This is a genomic window from Aeromonas sp. R4-3 (assembly GCF_040908275.1).
GTDB lineage: Bacteria > Pseudomonadota > Gammaproteobacteria > Enterobacterales > Aeromonadaceae > Aeromonas > Aeromonas rivipollensis.
Genome location: NZ_JBFODK010000004.1, coordinates 112964 through 130423, shown reverse-complemented (window position 1 = coordinate 130423; position 17460 = coordinate 112964). Strand labels below are relative to the sequence as shown.

Here is a 17460-nt window from a genome sequence, read left to right as displayed (position 1 = left end):
CGCTTCGGTTATCCCGGTCACCCCCTAGCGCAGACCCAGACGCTCGTGGAGAAACCCCAGCCAGGCCTCCACCTTGGCGGGCAGGTGACGGCGCTTCGGATAGAGGCACCAGATGCCGTGCTCGGGCAGGGCGTGGTCTGGCAGCAGGGGCACCAGCCGACCGGTGGCGAGATCCCGCTCCACGATAAAGTCCGGCATGTTGCCTATGCCGAGCCCCGCCAGCAGCGCCGTGTGGATGGCGTCGCTGTTGTTGACCTCGAAATTGCCCCGCGGGGTGATGGCCACCTCCCCCTCGGGGCCTTGCAGCCGCCACTGGGTGCCGCCGCGAAACAGGGAGTAGAAGAGGCAGTTGTGGCGCTCGAGATCGGCCGGGGTGCGGGGCGTGCCGGCCCGCGCCAGGTAGGCGGGGGCGGCGCACAATGTGCTGTGACAGGGGGCGAGGCGACGGGCGACCAGGCTCGAATCTTCCAGCTCGCCGATGCGCACCGCCACGTCGAACCCCTCGGCCACCAGATCCTGTAGGGCGTCGCTCATCTCGAGCTGCAACTGCACCTCGGGATAGAGGGCGAGAAATTCGGGGATAAGGGGGGCTATGTGGCGCCGACCATAGACCATGGGCACAGTCACCCGCAGCAGGCCGCGGGGCGCCGATTGCAGGGCGCCGATGGCATCTTCCCCTTCGCTTGCCAGGCGCACCGCATGGCGCACCGTCTCGAAGTAGCGCTCCCCCGCCTCGGTCAGGGCGAGGGAGCGGGTGGTGCGGTAGATAAGCTGGCAACCGAGGGTTTGCTCGAGCTGGCTCACCTTCTTGCTCAGCACCGACTTGCTGAGGCCGAGCTGGCGGGCGGCGCCGGAGAAAGTGCCCGCCTCCACCACGGCGACGAAGGCGGGGAGCAGGGCGAAGGCATCCTGGTTCATGTTGTTCTCAATATGGAAACAATGTTGTTCCATAAGGGTAGATTATCCCGATATCGAAAACAATTTACCCTGCTCCTCTGTTCAACCAAGGAGTGACCCCATGATCCCCCCGCTTATTGACCGCCGCCCCGGACGCCTCGCCTTCGGCCAGACACTTGGCCAGACCATAGGTGCCCTGGCGGCCTTCGCCGCCGGCCTGCTGCTGGCGCTGATGATCGCCCAGAACGGCGCCCTGGCCCGCGCCACCGACCCCTGGCTCGGAAGCTGGCTGGCCCACGGGGTCGGCACCCTGGTGGCCGCGCTCCTGTGGTGTCTCGCCCCCCGATCTCCGACGCCGGAGGCGGCCCCGCCCTGGGCCTGGCTCGGCGGCCTGCCGGGGGCGCTCACCGTGGTGCTGGCGGCCCTCTGCCTCAACTCGCCCCTCGGCATGGCGGGCACCCTGGCCCTGCTGCTGCTCGGCCAGCTGCTGTTTGGTGCCCTGTGCGACGCCAGAGGCTGGTTCGGGCTGACCTGCCGCCGCCCCTCGGGGAAGGACGCGCTCGCCGCCCTGCTGGTGCTGGCCGGCGCCCTGTTCATAGTGCTCGGCTAGGAGACACACCATGACCCTTCTGATCCTGCTGGGACTGCTTAACGGCGTGGCGGTGAGTCTGTCGCGCACCCTCAATGGCCGCCTCGCCAGCGCCCGGGGTGCCATGACGGCCTCCCTTGCCAACCACCTGCTCGGCTTTGGGCTGCTCGGCGCCCTGCTCATCCTCAAGGGGGCGCCCTGGGAGCGGCTCGCCGGGCTCGATCCCTGGCTGCTGCTCGGCGGCGTGCTGGGGGCGCTGTTCGTGGCCATCAGCAGCTGGGCCATCGGCCGGGTCGGAGCCCTGGCCTGTGCCCTGCTGATCGTCGCGGGTCAACTGGCGGGGGGCGCGCTGCTCGATGCCCTGGCCGGACGGCTGGAAGGGAGCGATCTGCTCGGCATTCTGCTGGTGCTGGCGGGCGCCGCGCTGCAACGCTGGCAAGCCAGCAAGCCGCGCCCTTCAACATGAGGGGAGCTGGCGTGGCGACACCCGCAGTGTTAGGTGATAAGAGCGCCGCCCTTGCTTTGACGGGAAAGGCCGCACACCTGCCAGATCAGGGCCCTGGCGGAAGGGAAAAAGGCGAAAGAAAGGGAGGGAAAGGAAGAAAAAGGAGAACAAAGAAAGAGAGGCCGCCTGTGCGTCAGGGCCAGCCCCAAAAAGCAGAACACCGGCGCTCGGCCGGTGTTCTGGAATAACAGGGTCGCGCCCCTGCAGGGGGCACGCGGTCAGGGCGACTTAGGCGTAGAAGGCCTCGACGGTGCCCTTGACGGTGATCAGCATGGGGTTGCCGTAGCGATCCTTTGCCTTGGGGGAGGGGATCTTCACCCAACCTTCGCTGATGCAGTACTCCTCGACATTGGTGCGCTCCTTGCCGTTGAGGCGAATGCCGATCTCGTGCTCGAAGCACTCTGCCACATGGTGCGGGCTGCGCGGGTTGGCCGCCAGACGGTCGGGCAGTGCAGGTTTGTTGTCGCTCATTTTATTTACCTGAGTTTGATAAAAAGTGGGTCATTGTAGGCAATGCCCGCCATGGGCTCAAGGCTGGGTTGCGTCCCATGGGGGTGGACAAGGTCCGGCTACAGTTGCAGCTCGGGCAACAGCGCTGCCTGCTTCTGAAAATGGTGGCAACGGCGCTCAACGTCGTCTCGGTAGCCTGCCAGATAAGCCAGCTCGGCGGGATTGTCTGTCTCAACCATGGCGATGGCGGCAGCCAGATGGTGAAGGATGTCGTTGGCCACCTTGTGCAAGGTCTGTTGCAACAGGCGTTTGGGCAGCTCACATGCTTCGGCCATCTCCAGCAACTGCCATGCGTTGACCGCCTCGGGAGCAAACTCGTCGCCGATGGCCATGGCCAGATGCTGGTTGAACTCGGGGTAAAGCCCCACATTGACCAGATCGTACCAGGGGGTGGGCGTCAGCCCTGCTTTTGATACGAAGAAGCTGTAGTTCTTGCCGTGGGCATCGTGATTGTTGACGCAGATGTTGAAGAGCAGCCATTGCAGCATGTCCAGTCTGGCCTGCGCCGGATTGACACAGAGGGCGCTGAGGTTGAACAGCCGTGGCAGGCTCACCCCTTCCCGAATATGGGCCACGTCCCGCCCGTCACCGAAGTTGCGTTCATATTTTCGGGCGACGGGAAACCCCAATCCCTGACAGGCATCGATCATATGGCGACGGCGTACCCTAACGCCATCCTCATCGAGGCGCCGATCGAAGCGTTCTACCAGCAAGCCTCGGTGGGACTTATCGCCTTGGCCGACCCTGTGCAGTTCGACCTGTGCCACCTGCATGCCCAGCAGTGCGGCCAATCGCATGGTCACAAACTCATTGATCACCAGATGAGGATGGTGCTCGAACTTGAGGAGGTGGGTGGAACAGAGCTCGCCCTCGCCAAATCCCAGCGCCCCCTCGAGTCGCAGCAGGTTGAGCTTGGCCTGCACGCCCGCAACCGAGAGGCGGGGGCGACCATCCCAGACTTCCAGCGGCCAGATCTCGGGCTGATCGAGGCGCAGCAACAGCTCTTCCGGGGTGATGGGGCGAAAATGGGTGGGGACGTCGGGCTCTGCGGGCAGGGTAAAGGTGACAGCCCCTGAGACATCGCGGCCGATGCCGTGGATCAGGGCAAAGAGATTGCTGCGCGAAACGGAGAGCGCCTCAATCAGGTGCTCCAGCCCGCGATTTTCAGGCAGCAAGTTGCCGAGATATGCCCGGACTTGGGCGCTGCTGGCCGAGCCATCCAGCGCCAGCGGGGGTGAGAGCGGGAATCCGCGCGCCTGCCACGCAGGTGTATAGCCGAGCTGAAACGCATCCCGGCTGGAGTCATATTCGAGGTGGCCGATCAGCTGGTTACCCAGCCGAAGTTCCAGCCGATGGTGCTCAGAACCACTCATCATCACCGACCTCTGGTTGGCTGTTGCCGCTCGCTACCTGTGAGCCCGTTTCTTGCACCAGTTGCAACCTCAGCCCCAGCGCCTTCATCACCTGCAACAGGGTCGAGAGGTAGACATCACCCCCTTTTTCAATCTTGATCAGGGTCTTCTTGGAGATGCCGCACAGTGAGGCCGTCACCTCCTGGGTCATCCTGGCGGCCTTGCGCCTCTCGCGGATCGCCAGCCCCAGCGAGGCGGGATCCAGTTCTTTCGGGCCGGTTTGCAACGATGCGTCTGCCATCATGATCACGGAAAAAAGTGTAGGTTGTTACACCTTAACCCATGGTAAGAGAAAACAGCAATAAAAAGTGTACGATGATGCACTTTTTATGGTCCTGGTGCTGGTTGCGAGATAAAAGTGTAGAGGAGTTCACTTTTTAGGGCGGAAAAGTTGGTGAGGGATGGTCTGGGGGATGGCCGAGGGGCAGGGAGGGGCTCGCTTGCAGAGCCGCAGTGCACTTCATGTTCACTTCACCGAACGGGATTAGGGTAAGCACCAGTTTTCAGTTGGAGCTTTATTCTATGCCCACCATAGTTACTCACGCCGCCGTACCTCTCTGTCTTGGGCTCGGGCTTGGCAGCCGGATTATCCCGCCCCGCCTGCTGTTGGCTGGGGTTGCCTAGATTGGCCCCTGGAGGATCCAGACACTTCGTCCCTCTTAACTTAAGAGGTAGTCTTGGAACTATGTTCAGTACTAGTCGCAACGAGAAGATGGTCGAAGTGTTAACAGGGGCTGAGCGCCGTCGACGCCGGACTCCGCAGGAAAAGATCACCATCGTGCAGCAGACCTTTGAGCCCGGGATGACCGTCTCTCATGTCGCTCGCTTGCACGACGTCAACGCCAACCAGCTTTTCAAATGGCGTAAGCAATTCCAGGAAGGGTCTCTCACGGCGATCACCGCCGGTGAGGATGTGGTTCCAGCCTCAGAGTTGGCTGCTGCCATCAAGCAGATCCGAGAGCTCCAGCGTCTGCTCGGGAAGAAGACCATGGAGAACGAGATCCTCAAAGAAGCCGTGGAGTATGGTCGAGCAAAAAAATGGATTGCGCATGCGCCCTTGTTACCGGGGGACGACGATTAAGTGCTGTGAGCCAGGCTCTTAATGTATCGCGTGCGCAGCTATCCGTTCGTGTTCATCGAAAACCGGGTTGGCAAGATGGTCGTCATCATCGCCAGCGTGATGATGCTGCCTTACTTGGCCGGATCATGGAGGCGATGGCAGAGCTTCCCTCCTATGGCTATCGCCGAGTCTGGGCGCTGTTACGGCGTCAGTCAGAGGCAACACGACAGCCTGTGGTAAACGCCAAGCGGGTATATCGCGTCATGCGCGATAATGGCCTGCTGCTGGAAAGAAAACCGGCTGCGCCATTGACCCAGCGGGCACATAAGGGGCGTGTTGCCGTCAAAGAGAGCAATCGACGTTGGTGCTCAGATGGCTTCGAGTTTCGCTGCGATAACGGTGAAAAACTACGGGTCACGTTCGCCATGGACTGCTGTGACAGGGAAACCTTGGACTGGGCTGCCAGTACCGGGGGTTACGGCAGTGACACGGTGCAAGATGTCATGCTGAGGTCTGTCGAACGTCGCTTCGGGGATTCGTTGCCGGCATCACCGGTGGAGTGGCTGACTGATAATGGTTCGGCGTATCGAGCCCATGAGACCCGCGCGTTTGCACGAGAAATCGGGTTGGAGCCCAAAACGACTACGGTGAGAAGCCCACAGAGCAACGGTATAGCGGAGAGCTTCGTGAAGACGATGAAGCGAGACTATATCGAGATGATGCCGAAACCAGATAGCCGAACAGCGGTAGGCAATTTGGCCATCGCGTTTGAGCATTATAACGAGCACCACCCGCACAGCGCCTTAGGATACCGTTCACCCCGGGAATTTCTGCGCAGTCGGGTATCACAACCCTAAGCGGGAAAAAGTGTCTGGATCTATGGGGTCAAATCCATTGCCATCGCCATGCTGCCCGATGCCGACGTGCTTGCCTTTAAGCTCGGGGTCGCCTACGGCCATGTCTTTGGCCACCGCGGCGTTACCCACTCCCTGCTGTTTGCCTTTGCTCTGCCCACTCTGGCCATGCTGTTTCATCGCCAGCTTAGGGCGAGCGTCGCCACTGTCTGGTCGTTTCTGCTGGTCTCTCTGCTCTCCCACAGCCTGCTCGATTCCCTCACCACCGGCGGCAAGGGGGTTGGCTGGCTCTGGCCGTGGCTGGACGAGCGTTTCTTTGCCTCCTGGCAAGTGATCCGGGTCGCCCCCTTCAAGCTGGAGGCCTACCTCACCGCCCGAGGTGAGGCGGTGATCCTCTCCGAGGTCTACTGGGTCTGGCTGCCAGGGGTTGTATTGATGCTGGTGTTGATGGGATGGCGGGTGTGGGAAAAGGGTCCTAGGGGATGCTGAGACTGGCGGCCAGGTGATGAAGATAGCCATAGCTGTGCCACTGGACGGCACAGAGAGCTAGCATGGCTGAGGCTCCCAAGGCACCTTGATCCCAGTGCCGGAGTGATATCCACAGGGCATGCAGTATGCAGAGACCCAAGCTCACCAGATATATGAGGGCTAACACCACTTCAATCAAGTCCGATATACCGTATGGATCATTTGGATTGTGATAAAGCAGGTCATAGCCAAAGGCGCGAAATCCGAGTCTTAACAGAAACAGGGAAAAGCAGATGATGGCCAGTCGTTTTGTTTTTCGGCTTCTTTCTGTCATGCAACTTTTCAAATTTTCCCACGTTAATTTTTGGGGTTGAGATGCAGCGGAGCTGGGACATCCATCATTTGAATGTTGGCTATGTTATGCCTTGTTCAGAAAGGTGGGTGTCCCTGATTTGAGATTTATGTATTGTCCAGAAAGATGAGTGTTCTAAATTTTGGGGTCCTGATTTAGTGGTTTTGCAATAGAGTTACTTGGTGCATAAGAACGAATAACATTATTTTCACCACTGCTGTATGGCGATTTTTTATAGTCTGAGTGTTTTTTAACTTGAGTAAATTTTGTTCCTCTGAGTTCGAGTGCTGACCAACACTCCTGAGCTCCAGCACCATTACAGTAGCTACCGTGTAGAGCAAGTATTAGTTGATCTCTACCGTTTTGTTTCTTCCAAGTATGTTCTTGAACTGCAAGTTCACTGTCAAAGGCTATATCCCATTGACCATTTTGTGCTTTAATAAATACGACTAATGGCGTGCCTGCACTACCTCCCAGATAGCAATGTTCACCGTCCTTTTGTGCTGCGCCAATATCTAATACGATAATATCATTGCCATCGACCATTTTATGGTAGAGAAATTTTGAATCGTCGATATATTGGTTTGGATAGATTTGCCAGTCATCTAACTTAAGATTGCTACATTCTGTGTAGGCGAGTTGTTCTTTTACCTTTTCTCGGACGATTTGTGGTGCTTCTAAGGCTTGCGCGATACCGGGTAATAGCATAATAATAAAAGATATTATTCTGTTCATTTTATTTCCTTTGCTGGTAATTATAATGAAAATTTGAATTTCCTAACTCTCGCGTAATGGGCAGGAAATGCCAAACAAAGCTGAGGCCCCTATTTCGTGTTTTTTTGTGATCAGAAAGGTGGGCATCCTAATTTTTTACTCGTCTATAATGCCATGTTGCTCCAAATAACTAATGCCTTGTTTTGTAATGCTTAATTTCTCATTGGAGTACCAGGTTAGTAGGTTTTGATTGCATGCTTGTTCAATATACTTATCAAGCGTAAATCTATGCATAGATACGTTTAGCATAAGAGATTTATACCATATATAGTCATACTCTCTTCCTTCATAGCATCTAGCTACAGCTTTCATCACTTCTTTAACGCCATCAGCTGATCTATCTGGTCTAGCACTTTCCATTGGTTTGAATGGATTTTCACCGATTGCTGGCTTTTCATATAGCGGGGCATTTAGCAGTGTTCTAAGTAAATCGTCAAAACTATATTCAATATCTGAATTGTTAGAGAAATTGATATATAGCTTCGATTTTAAAAACGTTGGGCGATAATCAGTTCCAGACTGTCGAATAATTGGTATAACTTTACGGCTATCAATTTTTGATAACAACGAGGATGTCATAATCATTTTTTCATAGCCAACACCACCTTCTCCAGCATTAGCTTTTTCAACATATTTCTCAGTACATATCATAAGAATGTAGTCAGCTGCTTCTAGCTGTGTTTCCATGAAATGGGGTAAATCATCTCCTGGTTTCAAATCCCATTGGTCTAAGACTGCATCAATTCCTCGATTTCTAAGTGTGGTTGCAAAATCTAAAACCCACTCTTTATGTGGGGCTGTATCATGTGAGTATGAAATAAAAGCTCTTGGTGGATTCATTGTCTATCCTGATGTTTAAACTAGATGCAGTTAGATTTTTTCACTTCACATCTCGTATGTTGGGCTAAAAATAGTAGGTTGGTGCTGAATGAAGTGAAGCCCAACGTTTACCGCGGAATATATCTGTAAATCTGTTTTACGGATCTGCTACATCCTTGTTTATCCCACTCTGGTGGGGGCAATAATGCTCGCCTGTTGGGCTTCGCTCCGCTCTGCGCAAACCTACAAAAACCACGCTACCGCCCCTGAGTGACAGCTCCCAGTTCGCTGCTGTTAACCTGCGAGATAACAACAATCGCTGTCATGGCGTTCTTCCGAGAGATGGATTGTCGTTTGGCTATCTTAAGGGCTCTGATCGAGGCATGGGAAGGGGTGGTTGATAGAAATCTGAGCTGGTTCAATCAATTAGTGAGCAACCGCTGCTTTTTGTGGGCCGAGGGCTGGTAGAGAGTGTGGAACTCCCCTCACCCCAGCCCTCTCCCGAGGGGAGAGGGGGCATATCTGCGGTTAGACGGGGCTGTGGGCTGGTACGGTTTTGATCCCCCTCTTGTTCGCTGAGGTGAGCCCTCTTGTCCAGGCCGCGAGGCAGGATGCCGAGCGAGCGGCGCTGGGCCATGGACGGCCCATCGGCGCGTGCCGTTGGACAAGAGGGTGAGCCGAAGGAACCCGACGTCAGTCGGGCGAATAAGCGGGGGAGAAGACCTTTGGTGACTTTGGGTCTTTCCAAAGTCACTCGCCCCAGCCCGAAGGGCGGGCGAAACCCCGTCGAGGGCTGAGCCCTCGCGTCCTGCGTGGCGAAGCCGCGCCATCATATCAACTCCGCGAACGTCTGATTACGCTTCGCTAATCAGACCTACAGAGAAGCCAACCGCTGAAGCCGGATAACAAAAGGGAGCCTATCAGGCTCCCTTTCCTCAGACACGGCCAATGGCATTTGGCTAATGCCATTCCCTATCGATTGGTCGCGGCCTTCATCCCTTCCACAAATTCCTTCAGACGAGTGAGCATATGCTCCGGGTTCTTGTGGTGGGTCTCGATGATCTTCACCACGGCGGAGCCGGAGATGGCACCGGCGGCGCCGGCCTTGATGGCCTCGCGCACCTGGGCCGGTTCGCTGATGCCAAAGCCGAGCAGGGCGGGGGGGGCATTGAACTCGCGCAAGGTGTTGATGAGGCCATCCACCGGCATGCCGGCCTTGGTCTCGGCACCGGTTACGCCGGCGCGGCTCACCAGGTAGGTGTAACCAGAGCCGAGCTCGGCCACCGCTTTCAGGGTCTCGGTGTCACCGTTGGGCGGGGCGATAAAGATGCTGTCGATGCCGAACTTGTCGGCCGCCGCCTTGTAGGGGGCACACATCTGCACCGGCACGTCGGCGACCAGCACAGAGTCCACCCCTGCCTGCTGGCACTTCTCATAGAAGCCGTCGATATGGCGCACATAAACGAGATTCGCGTAGACCAGCAGGCCAATGGGGAGCTGCGGGTACTTGGCGCGGATGCGGGCGAGCAGGGTGAAGCAGTCGTCCGGGGTGGTGTGGCTGGCAAAGGCGCGCAGGGCAGCCCCCTGGATGGTGGGGCCGTCCGCTACCGGATCGGAGAAGGGAATGCCCAATTCGAGCGCATCGGCGCCCCCCTCGACCAGGGCATCGACGATGGCCAGGGAGAGTTCGGGGGTGGGGTCACCCAGCATCACGAAGGGCACGAAGGCGCCCTGATTGACGGCATCCAGCCGGGAGAAGAGTTGTGCGTAGCGATTCATGACAGGGTTCCTTCTTTCTCGAAAATGTCGGCGACGGTGAAGATGTCCTTGTCGCCACGGCCGGAGAGGTTGACGATCAGTACCTGCTCTTTCTCGGGTTCGCTGCGAGCCATCTTGAGGGCATGGGCCAGGGCGTGGGAGGACTCCAGCGCAGGGATAATCCCCTCGGATTTGGCCAGCTCCTGGAAGGCGTCCAGCGCCTCCTTGTCGGTGATGGAGACATAGTCGGCGCGGCCGATGGAAGCCAGATGGGCGTGCTGGGGGCCGACGGAGGGGAAGTCGAGCCCCGCTGAAACGGAGTAGGACTCCTGAATCTGCCCCTGCTTGTCCTGCATCAGGTAGGAGTGCATGCCAAAGAAGACCCCCTTGCTGCCGTGCCCCAGCGGTGCACCATGCTCGCCGCTCTCGATGCCGTGACCACCGGGTTCGACCCCGATCAGACGCACCGAAGGCTCATCGATAAAGTCAGCAAACATGCCGATGGCGTTGGATCCGCCGCCGACGCAGGCGATCACGGCGTCGGGCAAGCGCTCTTCTTTTTCGAAGCACTGGGCCTTGGCCTCCTCGCCGATCATCTTCTGGAACTCCCGCACGATTGTGGGGAAGGGGTGAGGGCCGGCTGCGGTGCCGAGCAGGTAGTGGGCGCTGTCGTAGTTGGCAGCCCAGTCACGCAGCGCCTCGTTGCAGGCATCTTTCAGGGTGGATGAGCCCGAATGCACAGGTATCACTGTGGCCCCCATCAGCTTCATGCGAAAGACGTTGGGCTTCTGGCGCTCGCAATCCTTGGCACCCATGTAGACCCGGCACTTGAGGCCGAGCAGGGCGCAGGCCAGTGCGGTGGCGACCCCGTGCTGACCGGCGCCGGTCTCGGCGATGATCTCGCTCTTGCCCATGCGCTTGGCGAGCAGGGCCTGGCCCAGCACCTGGTTGGTCTTGTGGGCGCCGCCGTGCAGCAGATCTTCACGCTTGAGGTAAAGGCGGGTCTTGGTGCCCTTGGTCAGATTGCGGGTCAGGGTGAGGGGGGTCGGGCGACCGGCATACTCGGTGAGCAGCTCCCCAAATTCGGCCACGAAGGCCGGGTCATCCTTGGCATCGACGAAGGCCTTCTCCAGCTGGAGCAGGGCGGGGATCAGGATCTGGGGTACGTACATACCACCAAATTCACCGAAAAACGGGTTGAGCAGGGTCATGGTTATCTTCCTTTACATTCTGCAATTGAGATCAGGTATGAGCCTTGGCGGGCTGAGGCGTATGGCTGGGGCACATACATGTCATCGACGAAATTCACCGAAAAACGGGTTGAGCAGAGTCATAGATTATTCCTTGTGCTTATAGGCAAATGCAGTTCATTAATTTGGTGCATGTTCAGAGGGCGCGCAGGGCACTCTTACAGTTGGCGCAGGGCGCCAAAGGCCGCCGCTATCTTGTGCGCATCCTTCTGGCCCGGGGCACTCTCCACCCCGGAGTTGAAATCGAGGCCGAGGCAACCCACCTGGGCGGCCTGCAGGGCGTTGTCGGGATTAAGCCCCCCCGCCAGCATCAGGCGAGATTTATCCAGGCTCGCCAGCATGGCCCAGTCGAACGCCTGACCTGTGCCGCCGCTCTGGCTGCCGACTTTCGTATCCAGCAGCAGGCGATCCGCCGGGTAGTCGAGGGCGGGCAGCGGCTCGCCGCTCGTGACGCCCACCGCCTTCCAGATCTGGCAAGCCGCCGGCAGCAGAGCGCGCAGGGTCTGGATATAGGCGGCGTCTTCATCCCCGTGCAGTTGCACGGCGGCGAGGTTCAGGGCCTCCACCGTCTTGGCGATGGTGGCGGGCTGGGCATTGCGAAACACCCCGACAAAGATAAGCGGCGCCCCGGCCATGACGGCGCGGGCGGCGGGAATGTCCACATAGCGCGGGCTTTTCGCGACAAAAATGAGGCCACCGAACAGGGCTCCCGCCTGATGGGCGGCGGCGGCATCTTCTGGGCGGGTGAGGCCGCACACCTTGTTCTGGCCCAGCACAAGCTTGCGTACCGCCGCCTCCAGATCCGGCTCGCTCATCAGGGAGGATCCCACCAGGAAGCCCTTGGCATGGGCGCGCAGATCCGCCACCTGGGCGCGGTGGTTGATGCCGGACTCGCTGATCACCACCCGATCGCTCGGAATATCTTTGGCCAACTGCTTGGTGCGGGCGAGATCCACGCTGAGATCCCGCAGATCCCGGTTGTTGATGCCAATCACGGGGGCGCCGAGGGCCAGGGCGCGATCCCGCTCCTCTGCATTGCTCACCTCGGTCAGCACCCCGAGGCCCAGCTCCTTGGCAACCTTGAACAGGGCGCGATAGCCCTCGTCGGTGAGCACCGAGAGCATCAGCAGTATGGCGTCCGCCTGATAGTGGCGCGCCAGATAGACCTGATAGGGGTCAATCATGAAGTCCTTGCACAGCACCGGCTGCTTGACCCGGGCACGCACCCTGGGCAGGAAGGCGAAATCCCCCTGGAAGAACTGCTCGTCGGTCAGTACAGAGATGGCGGTGGCGTAGTTGCCATAGATGTCGGCGATGGCCTCGGGGCTGAAGTCGTCGCGGATCAAGCCTTTGGAGGGGGAGGCCTTCTTGCATTCGAGAATGAAGCGGGTGGAGCCTGCGCGCAGGTCCCCCTCGAAGTCACGATCGCTTGGTACCAGGGTGCCCTGGAAGCTCGCCAGGGGCTGGGCCAGCTTGCGGGCCGCGACCCACTCCTGCTTGGCGGCCACGATTTTGCCGAGGATGGTCTGGTTGATGGAAGCCCGATTCAGGAAGGCATCGGGGGAGGAGAGGGGGTCGAGCATCTCGATATCCTTGCTAAGAGTGGTACTGCCTTGTTGGCTGCCGTGAGTGGTGACTGACATCATGCCTCCTGATGGCTCAGGGTGGCGAGTGCCTGGGCGAGCAGGCGGGTTTCACCGCTTGCAAGCTTGGCCAGCACCTGCGCGGCCGCCTGCTTGAAGTCCGGGGCCTTGCCCGCCATCACCAGCAGCGGCGCCACGTTGGCGGCGATGGCGGCGTTGTGAGCCGCTGTGCCTTCGCCCGCCAGTATGGCGTCCGTGATGGCGCGGTTCTCCTCCGGTTCCCCCCCTTGGATGGCGCTGACCGGGTAGGTCTCGAGGCCAAAGTCTGCCGGGGTGAGCAGGTATTCGCGAATTTCGCCGTCACGGATCTCGGCCACCTGGGTCGGACCGTGAATGGCCACTTCGTCCAGCCCGGCGCCGTGTACCACCATACCGGTTTTCAGCCCCAGTGCCAGCAGGGTTTCTGCGATGGGACGCACCAGCTCGGGGGCATAGACCCCCATCAGCTGGTAGCTGGGGCGGGCGGGGTTGATAAGCGGCCCCAAGACGTTGAATAGCGTCCTGGTTTTCAAGGCTTGGCGCACCGGCATGGCGTGGCGCACCCCGGCGTGGTACTGGGGGGCGAACAGGAAGCAGATGCCGAGCTGGTCCAGACAGCGGCGGGCCTGCTCCGGGCTCATGTCGAGCTTGATCCCCATCTTGTCCAGCAGATCGCTGGAACCCGACTTGCTCGAGACCGAGCGGTTGCCGTGCTTGGCCACCTTGAGGCCGCAGGCGGCGGCCACCAGGGCCGAGGTGGTGGAGACGTTGATGGTGTTGAGGCCATCGCCACCTGTGCCGACGATGTCGCAGAACGCATAGTCCGGACGCGGGAAATCACGGGCCTCCGCCAGCAGCGCCTCGGCGGCGCCGGCGATCTCCTCCGGGGTCTCCCCCTTGATCTTGAGAGCAGTCAACAAGCTTGCGAGGACGATGGGATCCACTTCGCCACGGACCACCTGGCCGAAGGCGTCGCGGGCGGCGTCGCGGGTCAGAGACTGCCCCTGATAGAGGGTGTTGAGATGATGATGCATGGGGTCTCCTTACCGCACGTGGCTTTCTGGACGGGTGATGTGGGCGAGCGCCTGGGTCAGCAGGCGGGCCCCTTCCGAGGTCATGATGGATTCCGGGTGGAACTGGAATCCCAGCACCCGCTCGTCCCGTTGCTCTATGGCCATGGGCATGCCCTGATAGTGGGCAATCACCTGCAGCTCTTCGGGTACATAGGTCGCCACCAGGGAGTGGTAGCGGGCCACCGGCAAGGGGCTTTGCAGCCCCGCGAAGGCGCCGTGGCCGTTGTGCTCAATCAGCGAGCGCTTGCCGTGGACTATCTCTCCTGCCGCCCCGACTGTGCCGCCGTAGGCTTCGCACAGGGCCTGATGACCGAGGCAGATGCCGAGGATGGGCACCCGGCCGCGGGCCAGCTTGATGAGATCGATGAGGCAACCGGCCTCATGGGGGGCGCCCGGTCCCGGGGAGAGCACCAGCACGGCGTCGCCGTCACAGGTTTCTATCTCCTGCATGATGCGGGTCGCCGGCAGGCTGTTGCGGTAGATGCGCACCGGATAGCCCAGGGTGCGGAACTGGTCCACCAGGTTGTAGGTAAACGAATCGAAGTTATCGAGCAGGAAGATGTTAGTCATGGCTCACGTCCTTATGTTGCTCCTGCTGGGCACTCAGAGCTTGCAGGGAGGTGCCATGGCTGGCGGCGATGGCGGCCAGCACGGCGGCCGCCTTGGCGCGGGTCTCGTCCGCTTCGGCCTGGGGCTTGGAGTCATAGACCACGCCGGCACCGGCCTGGACATGGGCCAGACCCGCTTTCACGAAGGCGGAGCGGATGACGATGCAGGTGTCCATCTCCCCCGCGCCGTTGAGGTAGCCCACGGCGCCGCCGTAGCTGCCGCGGCGCTTGCCTTCCACCATGCGGATAAGCTCGCTGGCCCGCAGCTTGGGGGCGCCGGTCAGGGTGCCCATGTTCATGCAGGCCTGATAGGCGTGCAGGGCATCGAGATCCGAGCGAAGGCGGCCCACCACCCGGGAGACCAGGTGCATCACGTGGCTGTAGCGATCCACTTTCAGCAGATCCTTGACGTAGCGGGTGCCGGGCTCGGAGATGCGGGCGATGTCGTTGCGACCCAGATCCACCAGCATCAGGTGCTCGGCCACCTCTTTCTCGTCCTGGCGCAGTTCGAGCTCGATGCGACCATCCAGATCCAGATTGATGCTGCCATCGGGGTTGAGGCCGCGGCGACGGGTACCGGCGATGGGGTACATCTCCACCTGGCGGCTGGCGGCGCAGAACTTGACCGCGCTCTCCGGGGAGGCGCCAAACAGGGTGAAACCCTCATCCTGCACATAGAACATGTAGGGGCTGGGGTTGGTCTGCTTGAGGCGGCGATAGGCGGCCAGCGGGTCAGGGCAGGGCAGGGAGAAGCTGCGGGACGGCACCACCTGGAAGATGTCGCCGCGGCGGATAAAGCCCTTGAGTTTTTCCACTTCGGCGCAGAACTGCTTGTCGCTCTTGTCGATATGGAGGTTGCCGGTGAGTGGCTTGGCACCTTGCGCCACCGGTTGCGGCTGCTGGCAGGCCTGCTTGAAGGCTTCGAGGCGCGCGGTCAGCTGTGCGTAACGCTCATCAAGCTGGCTCTCGTCCTGCTCGCCGCCAAAGAGGCAGGCCAGCAGCGCCGTGCTCTGCTTGATGTGATCTATGGTGATCAGGGTCTCGGCCACATAGAAGCAGTAGTCGGGGCAGTCGTTGCTCCCTTCCGGCACCTCGGGCAGGTCTTCAAAGGAGGCGATGAGGTCGTAGGCGAAGCTGCCTCCCATGAAGAGGGCCTCTTTACCCTGCTGGCACTGCAGCTCCTGTTGCAGGGTGCGCAGCACGTCCAGCACGCTGCTGCCCTTGAGGCGGCTGTCTTCGTCAAGGGTGCGATCGGAGGCCGGGAAGTCGAGTTGCAGCTCGTCCGCCACCCGGGTCTGGGTGATGACGGCGGGTAAACGCTGCTCGAGCAGGCGCTGCAACTGGACGCCGTTGCGGGTGAGGGCGCGGACCCGCACAGTGCGGCCACGGCACTCGATGCGCAGGCAGGCATCCACCAGCAGCAGGCTCTGGGTGCCGGCCTTGGAGTCTATCTCCACCGATTCCAGCAGCAGGTTGTTGGGGTTGTGCTGGCAGAGCTGGGTGTAGAGCGCCAGGGGATCTGTCACATAAGGGGCATTGAGCCGGATGGTATCGAATTCGCCCAGGGGTAACCGGGTCTTGTTGCCTGTCATAATGCCTTCCCTTGCATGTGTTGTGTGTAACCGATGGTCATGGCGTTTCTCTCGAATTGGGATTGGGTTTTCGTCACGTCAGCGAGTTCGCCATCGCCATGTCAGTGCACTTGTCTGAATTGTCGGTTTCATCACAGGTCCATTTGCCGGATAATAAAAAAGCCCGCTGGGGTCAGCGGGCTTTTTCTTTGGGTTCTTAATTTGCTGTCAGATTACAGGTACAGCAACGACCACACGCCCGCATGTCAGGGAGTGTGCCACCACCAGATGGTCAGGATGGAAGTCGTTTGCATAATAGAGTCCTGTAAAAAGATGTTTGCAATGAAGTGCCTACAGAAAACGATAAAGCCGCGGCCAAGTCAAGTCGCTTTTTTGCCTTCTTTTTCCCAAGCAGGCCCCCTGATGAGAGCGAAACAAGCCGATGAGATTCGATCTTCACTGTCATACCACGGCCTCAGATGGCGTGCTGAGTCCCGCCGATCTGGTGCGCCGCGCCGCCGAGAAAGGGGTGGAAGTGTTAGCGGTCACTGACCACGATACCCTTGACGGGCTTGATGAAGTCCGCGCAACGATCAAAGCCGAGCAGTTGCCGCTGCGACTGGTGAGCGGGGTCGAGATCTCCAGCGGTTGGGAGCACCACGAGATCCACATAGTGGCGCTCGGGGTGGATGAAAAAAATCCGCAGCTGGTCGCTTTCCTGGCCGGTCAGCGGGCCCGTCGCGAGGCGCGCGCCCTGGAAATAGGGCGTCGTCTGGAGAAGTGCCAGATCCCGGGCACCTATGAAGAGGCCAAGCAGCTCGCCGGTGACGCCGCCGTGACCCGGGCCCATTTTGCCCGGGTGCTGGTGGCGCGCGGGGTGGCCGACAACATGCAAAAGGTATTCAAGAAGTACCTGAGCCGGGGCAACAAGGGTTATGTGCCCGCCGAGTGGCCCGAGATGGGTGAGGCCATCACCGCCATTCACGCCGCAGGCGGGCTGGCGGTGCTGGCCCACCCCAGCCGCTACAGTCTCACCGCCAAGTGGATCAAGCGGCTGCTGGTGGCCTTCAAGGCGGCCGGTGGCGATGCCATGGAGGTCTCCCTGCCCCAGCAGAGCCCCCAGGAGCGGGCCAATCTCGGCCAGTGGGCCAAGGATCACGATCTCTACATCTCGGTGGGATCGGATTTTCATTTCCCCTCCAACTGGACCGAGCTGGGCCGCCATCTGTGGCTGCCCAAGGAGGGCATGCCACTCTGGCTCGGCCACCCCGATCACTTCGGGCTCAGCCAGGAGCAGCATGCCAGCCTGTTGGCCAGCCGCTGACAGGAGGAGGCCGA

16 protein-coding genes and 2 pseudogenes are annotated in these 17460 nt (G+C 59.8%); 6 read left to right on the top strand and 12 right to left on the bottom strand.

Annotated elements, in window-relative coordinates; translation table 11 throughout:
* Window positions 1-24: 24 nt before the first annotated feature.
* A complete protein-coding gene (locus AB5Y91_RS01605; RefSeq protein ID WP_171276485.1) occupies window positions 25-918 on the bottom strand; it encodes a LysR family transcriptional regulator in 894 nt (297 codons plus the stop codon).
* A gap of 100 nt (window positions 919-1018) precedes the next feature.
* Between AB5Y91_RS01605 and AB5Y91_RS01600 the strand changes: the two genes are divergently transcribed.
* Together AB5Y91_RS01600 and AB5Y91_RS01595 are read left to right on the top strand one after the other, a co-directional pair.
* A complete protein-coding gene (locus AB5Y91_RS01600; RefSeq protein WP_368168915.1) occupies window positions 1019-1507 on the top strand; it encodes a DMT family transporter in 489 nt (162 codons plus the stop codon).
* 10 nt (window positions 1508-1517) lie between these two features.
* Window positions 1518-1952 carry a DMT family transporter gene (locus tag AB5Y91_RS01595; RefSeq protein WP_290070291.1) on the top strand — a complete coding sequence of 145 codons (435 nt, stop codon included), beginning with the start codon at window positions 1518-1520 and terminating at the stop codon, window positions 1950-1952.
* A 267-nt stretch (window positions 1953-2219) separates the two neighbouring features.
* On the opposite strand, the gene AB5Y91_RS01590 is transcribed toward AB5Y91_RS01595, so the two are convergent.
* From AB5Y91_RS01590 to AB5Y91_RS01580, 3 genes are all read right to left on the bottom strand, one after another.
* Window positions 2220-2462 (bottom strand): DUF3297 family protein, encoded by a 243-nt coding sequence (locus AB5Y91_RS01590; RefSeq protein ID WP_042040288.1) that lies wholly within the window; start codon window positions 2460-2462, stop codon window positions 2220-2222.
* A gap of 98 nt (window positions 2463-2560) precedes the next feature.
* A complete protein-coding gene (locus AB5Y91_RS01585) occupies window positions 2561-3877 on the bottom strand; it encodes a HipA domain-containing protein (RefSeq protein WP_368168914.1) in 1317 nt (438 codons plus the stop codon).
* Complete coding sequence (locus AB5Y91_RS01580; protein WP_232301917.1) at window positions 3861-4154, bottom strand: helix-turn-helix domain-containing protein; 294 nt, start codon at window positions 4152-4154, stop codon at window positions 3861-3863. The genes AB5Y91_RS01585 and AB5Y91_RS01580 overlap by 17 nt, the downstream gene beginning before the upstream one ends.
* Before the next feature lie 281 nt (window positions 4155-4435).
* Here AB5Y91_RS01580 and AB5Y91_RS01575 point away from each other — a divergent pair.
* From AB5Y91_RS01575 to AB5Y91_RS01565, 3 genes and pseudogenes are all read left to right on the top strand, one after another.
* Window positions 4436-4534 (top strand): annotated as a pseudogene (locus AB5Y91_RS01575) (metal-dependent hydrolase); the annotation flags it as partial.
* 91 nt (window positions 4535-4625) lie between these two features.
* A protein-coding gene (locus tag AB5Y91_RS01570; RefSeq protein WP_368168913.1) for an IS3 family transposase occupies window positions 4626-5830 on the top strand; the annotation gives its coding sequence in 2 pieces (ribosomal slippage) (window positions 4626-4944 and window positions 4944-5830; 1206 coding nt in all).
* A gap of 39 nt (window positions 5831-5869) precedes the next feature.
* Window positions 5870-6316: pseudogene (locus AB5Y91_RS01565) on the top strand (metal-dependent hydrolase); the annotation flags it as partial.
* Between the two features lie 466 nt (window positions 6317-6782).
* On the opposite strand, the gene AB5Y91_RS01560 reads toward AB5Y91_RS01565, so the two are convergent.
* The 8 genes from AB5Y91_RS01560 to AB5Y91_RS01525 form a co-directional block, all read right to left on the bottom strand.
* Window positions 6783-7382, bottom strand: coding sequence for a hypothetical protein (locus AB5Y91_RS01560; protein ID WP_368168912.1), 600 nt, complete (start codon window positions 7380-7382; stop codon window positions 6783-6785).
* A 135-nt stretch (window positions 7383-7517) separates the two neighbouring features.
* On the bottom strand, window positions 7518-8261 hold the full coding sequence (locus AB5Y91_RS01555; RefSeq protein WP_290043833.1) for a toll/interleukin-1 receptor domain-containing protein: 744 nt from the start codon (window positions 8259-8261) through the stop codon (window positions 7518-7520).
* 951 nt (window positions 8262-9212) lie between these two features.
* A complete protein-coding gene (trpA, locus tag AB5Y91_RS01550) occupies window positions 9213-10019 on the bottom strand; it encodes a tryptophan synthase subunit alpha (RefSeq protein WP_368168911.1) in 807 nt (268 codons plus the stop codon).
* The gene (gene trpB / locus AB5Y91_RS01545) at window positions 10016-11209 is read right to left on the bottom strand and encodes a tryptophan synthase subunit beta (RefSeq protein ID WP_368168910.1); all 1194 of its coding nucleotides are present in this window, start codon (window positions 11207-11209) and stop codon (window positions 10016-10018) included. Before trpB ends, trpA begins: the two co-directional genes overlap by 4 nt.
* A gap of 197 nt (window positions 11210-11406) precedes the next feature.
* A complete protein-coding gene (gene trpCF, locus AB5Y91_RS01540; RefSeq protein WP_368168909.1) occupies window positions 11407-12894 on the bottom strand; it encodes a bifunctional indole-3-glycerol-phosphate synthase TrpC/phosphoribosylanthranilate isomerase TrpF in 1488 nt (495 codons plus the stop codon).
* Entirely contained in the window at window positions 12891-13904 is a 1014-nt protein-coding gene (trpD, locus tag AB5Y91_RS01535) for an anthranilate phosphoribosyltransferase (protein ID WP_163154004.1), read from the bottom strand. The genes trpCF and trpD overlap by 4 nt, the downstream gene beginning before the upstream one ends.
* 9 nt (window positions 13905-13913) lie before the next feature.
* On the bottom strand, window positions 13914-14513 hold the full coding sequence (locus AB5Y91_RS01530; protein ID WP_103244552.1) for an aminodeoxychorismate/anthranilate synthase component II: 600 nt from the start codon (window positions 14511-14513) through the stop codon (window positions 13914-13916).
* Window positions 14506-16143 (bottom strand): anthranilate synthase component 1, encoded by a 1638-nt coding sequence (locus AB5Y91_RS01525; RefSeq protein WP_103244553.1) that lies wholly within the window; start codon window positions 16141-16143, stop codon window positions 14506-14508. Before AB5Y91_RS01525 ends, AB5Y91_RS01530 begins: the two co-directional genes overlap by 8 nt.
* Window positions 16144-16564: 421 nt before the next feature.
* Here AB5Y91_RS01525 and AB5Y91_RS01520 point away from each other — a divergent pair, with 421 nt between their 5' ends.
* Entirely contained in the window at window positions 16565-17446 is an 882-nt protein-coding gene (locus tag AB5Y91_RS01520) for a PHP domain-containing protein (protein ID WP_289984127.1), read from the top strand.
* The last annotated feature ends 14 nt before the right edge of the window (window positions 17447-17460 follow it).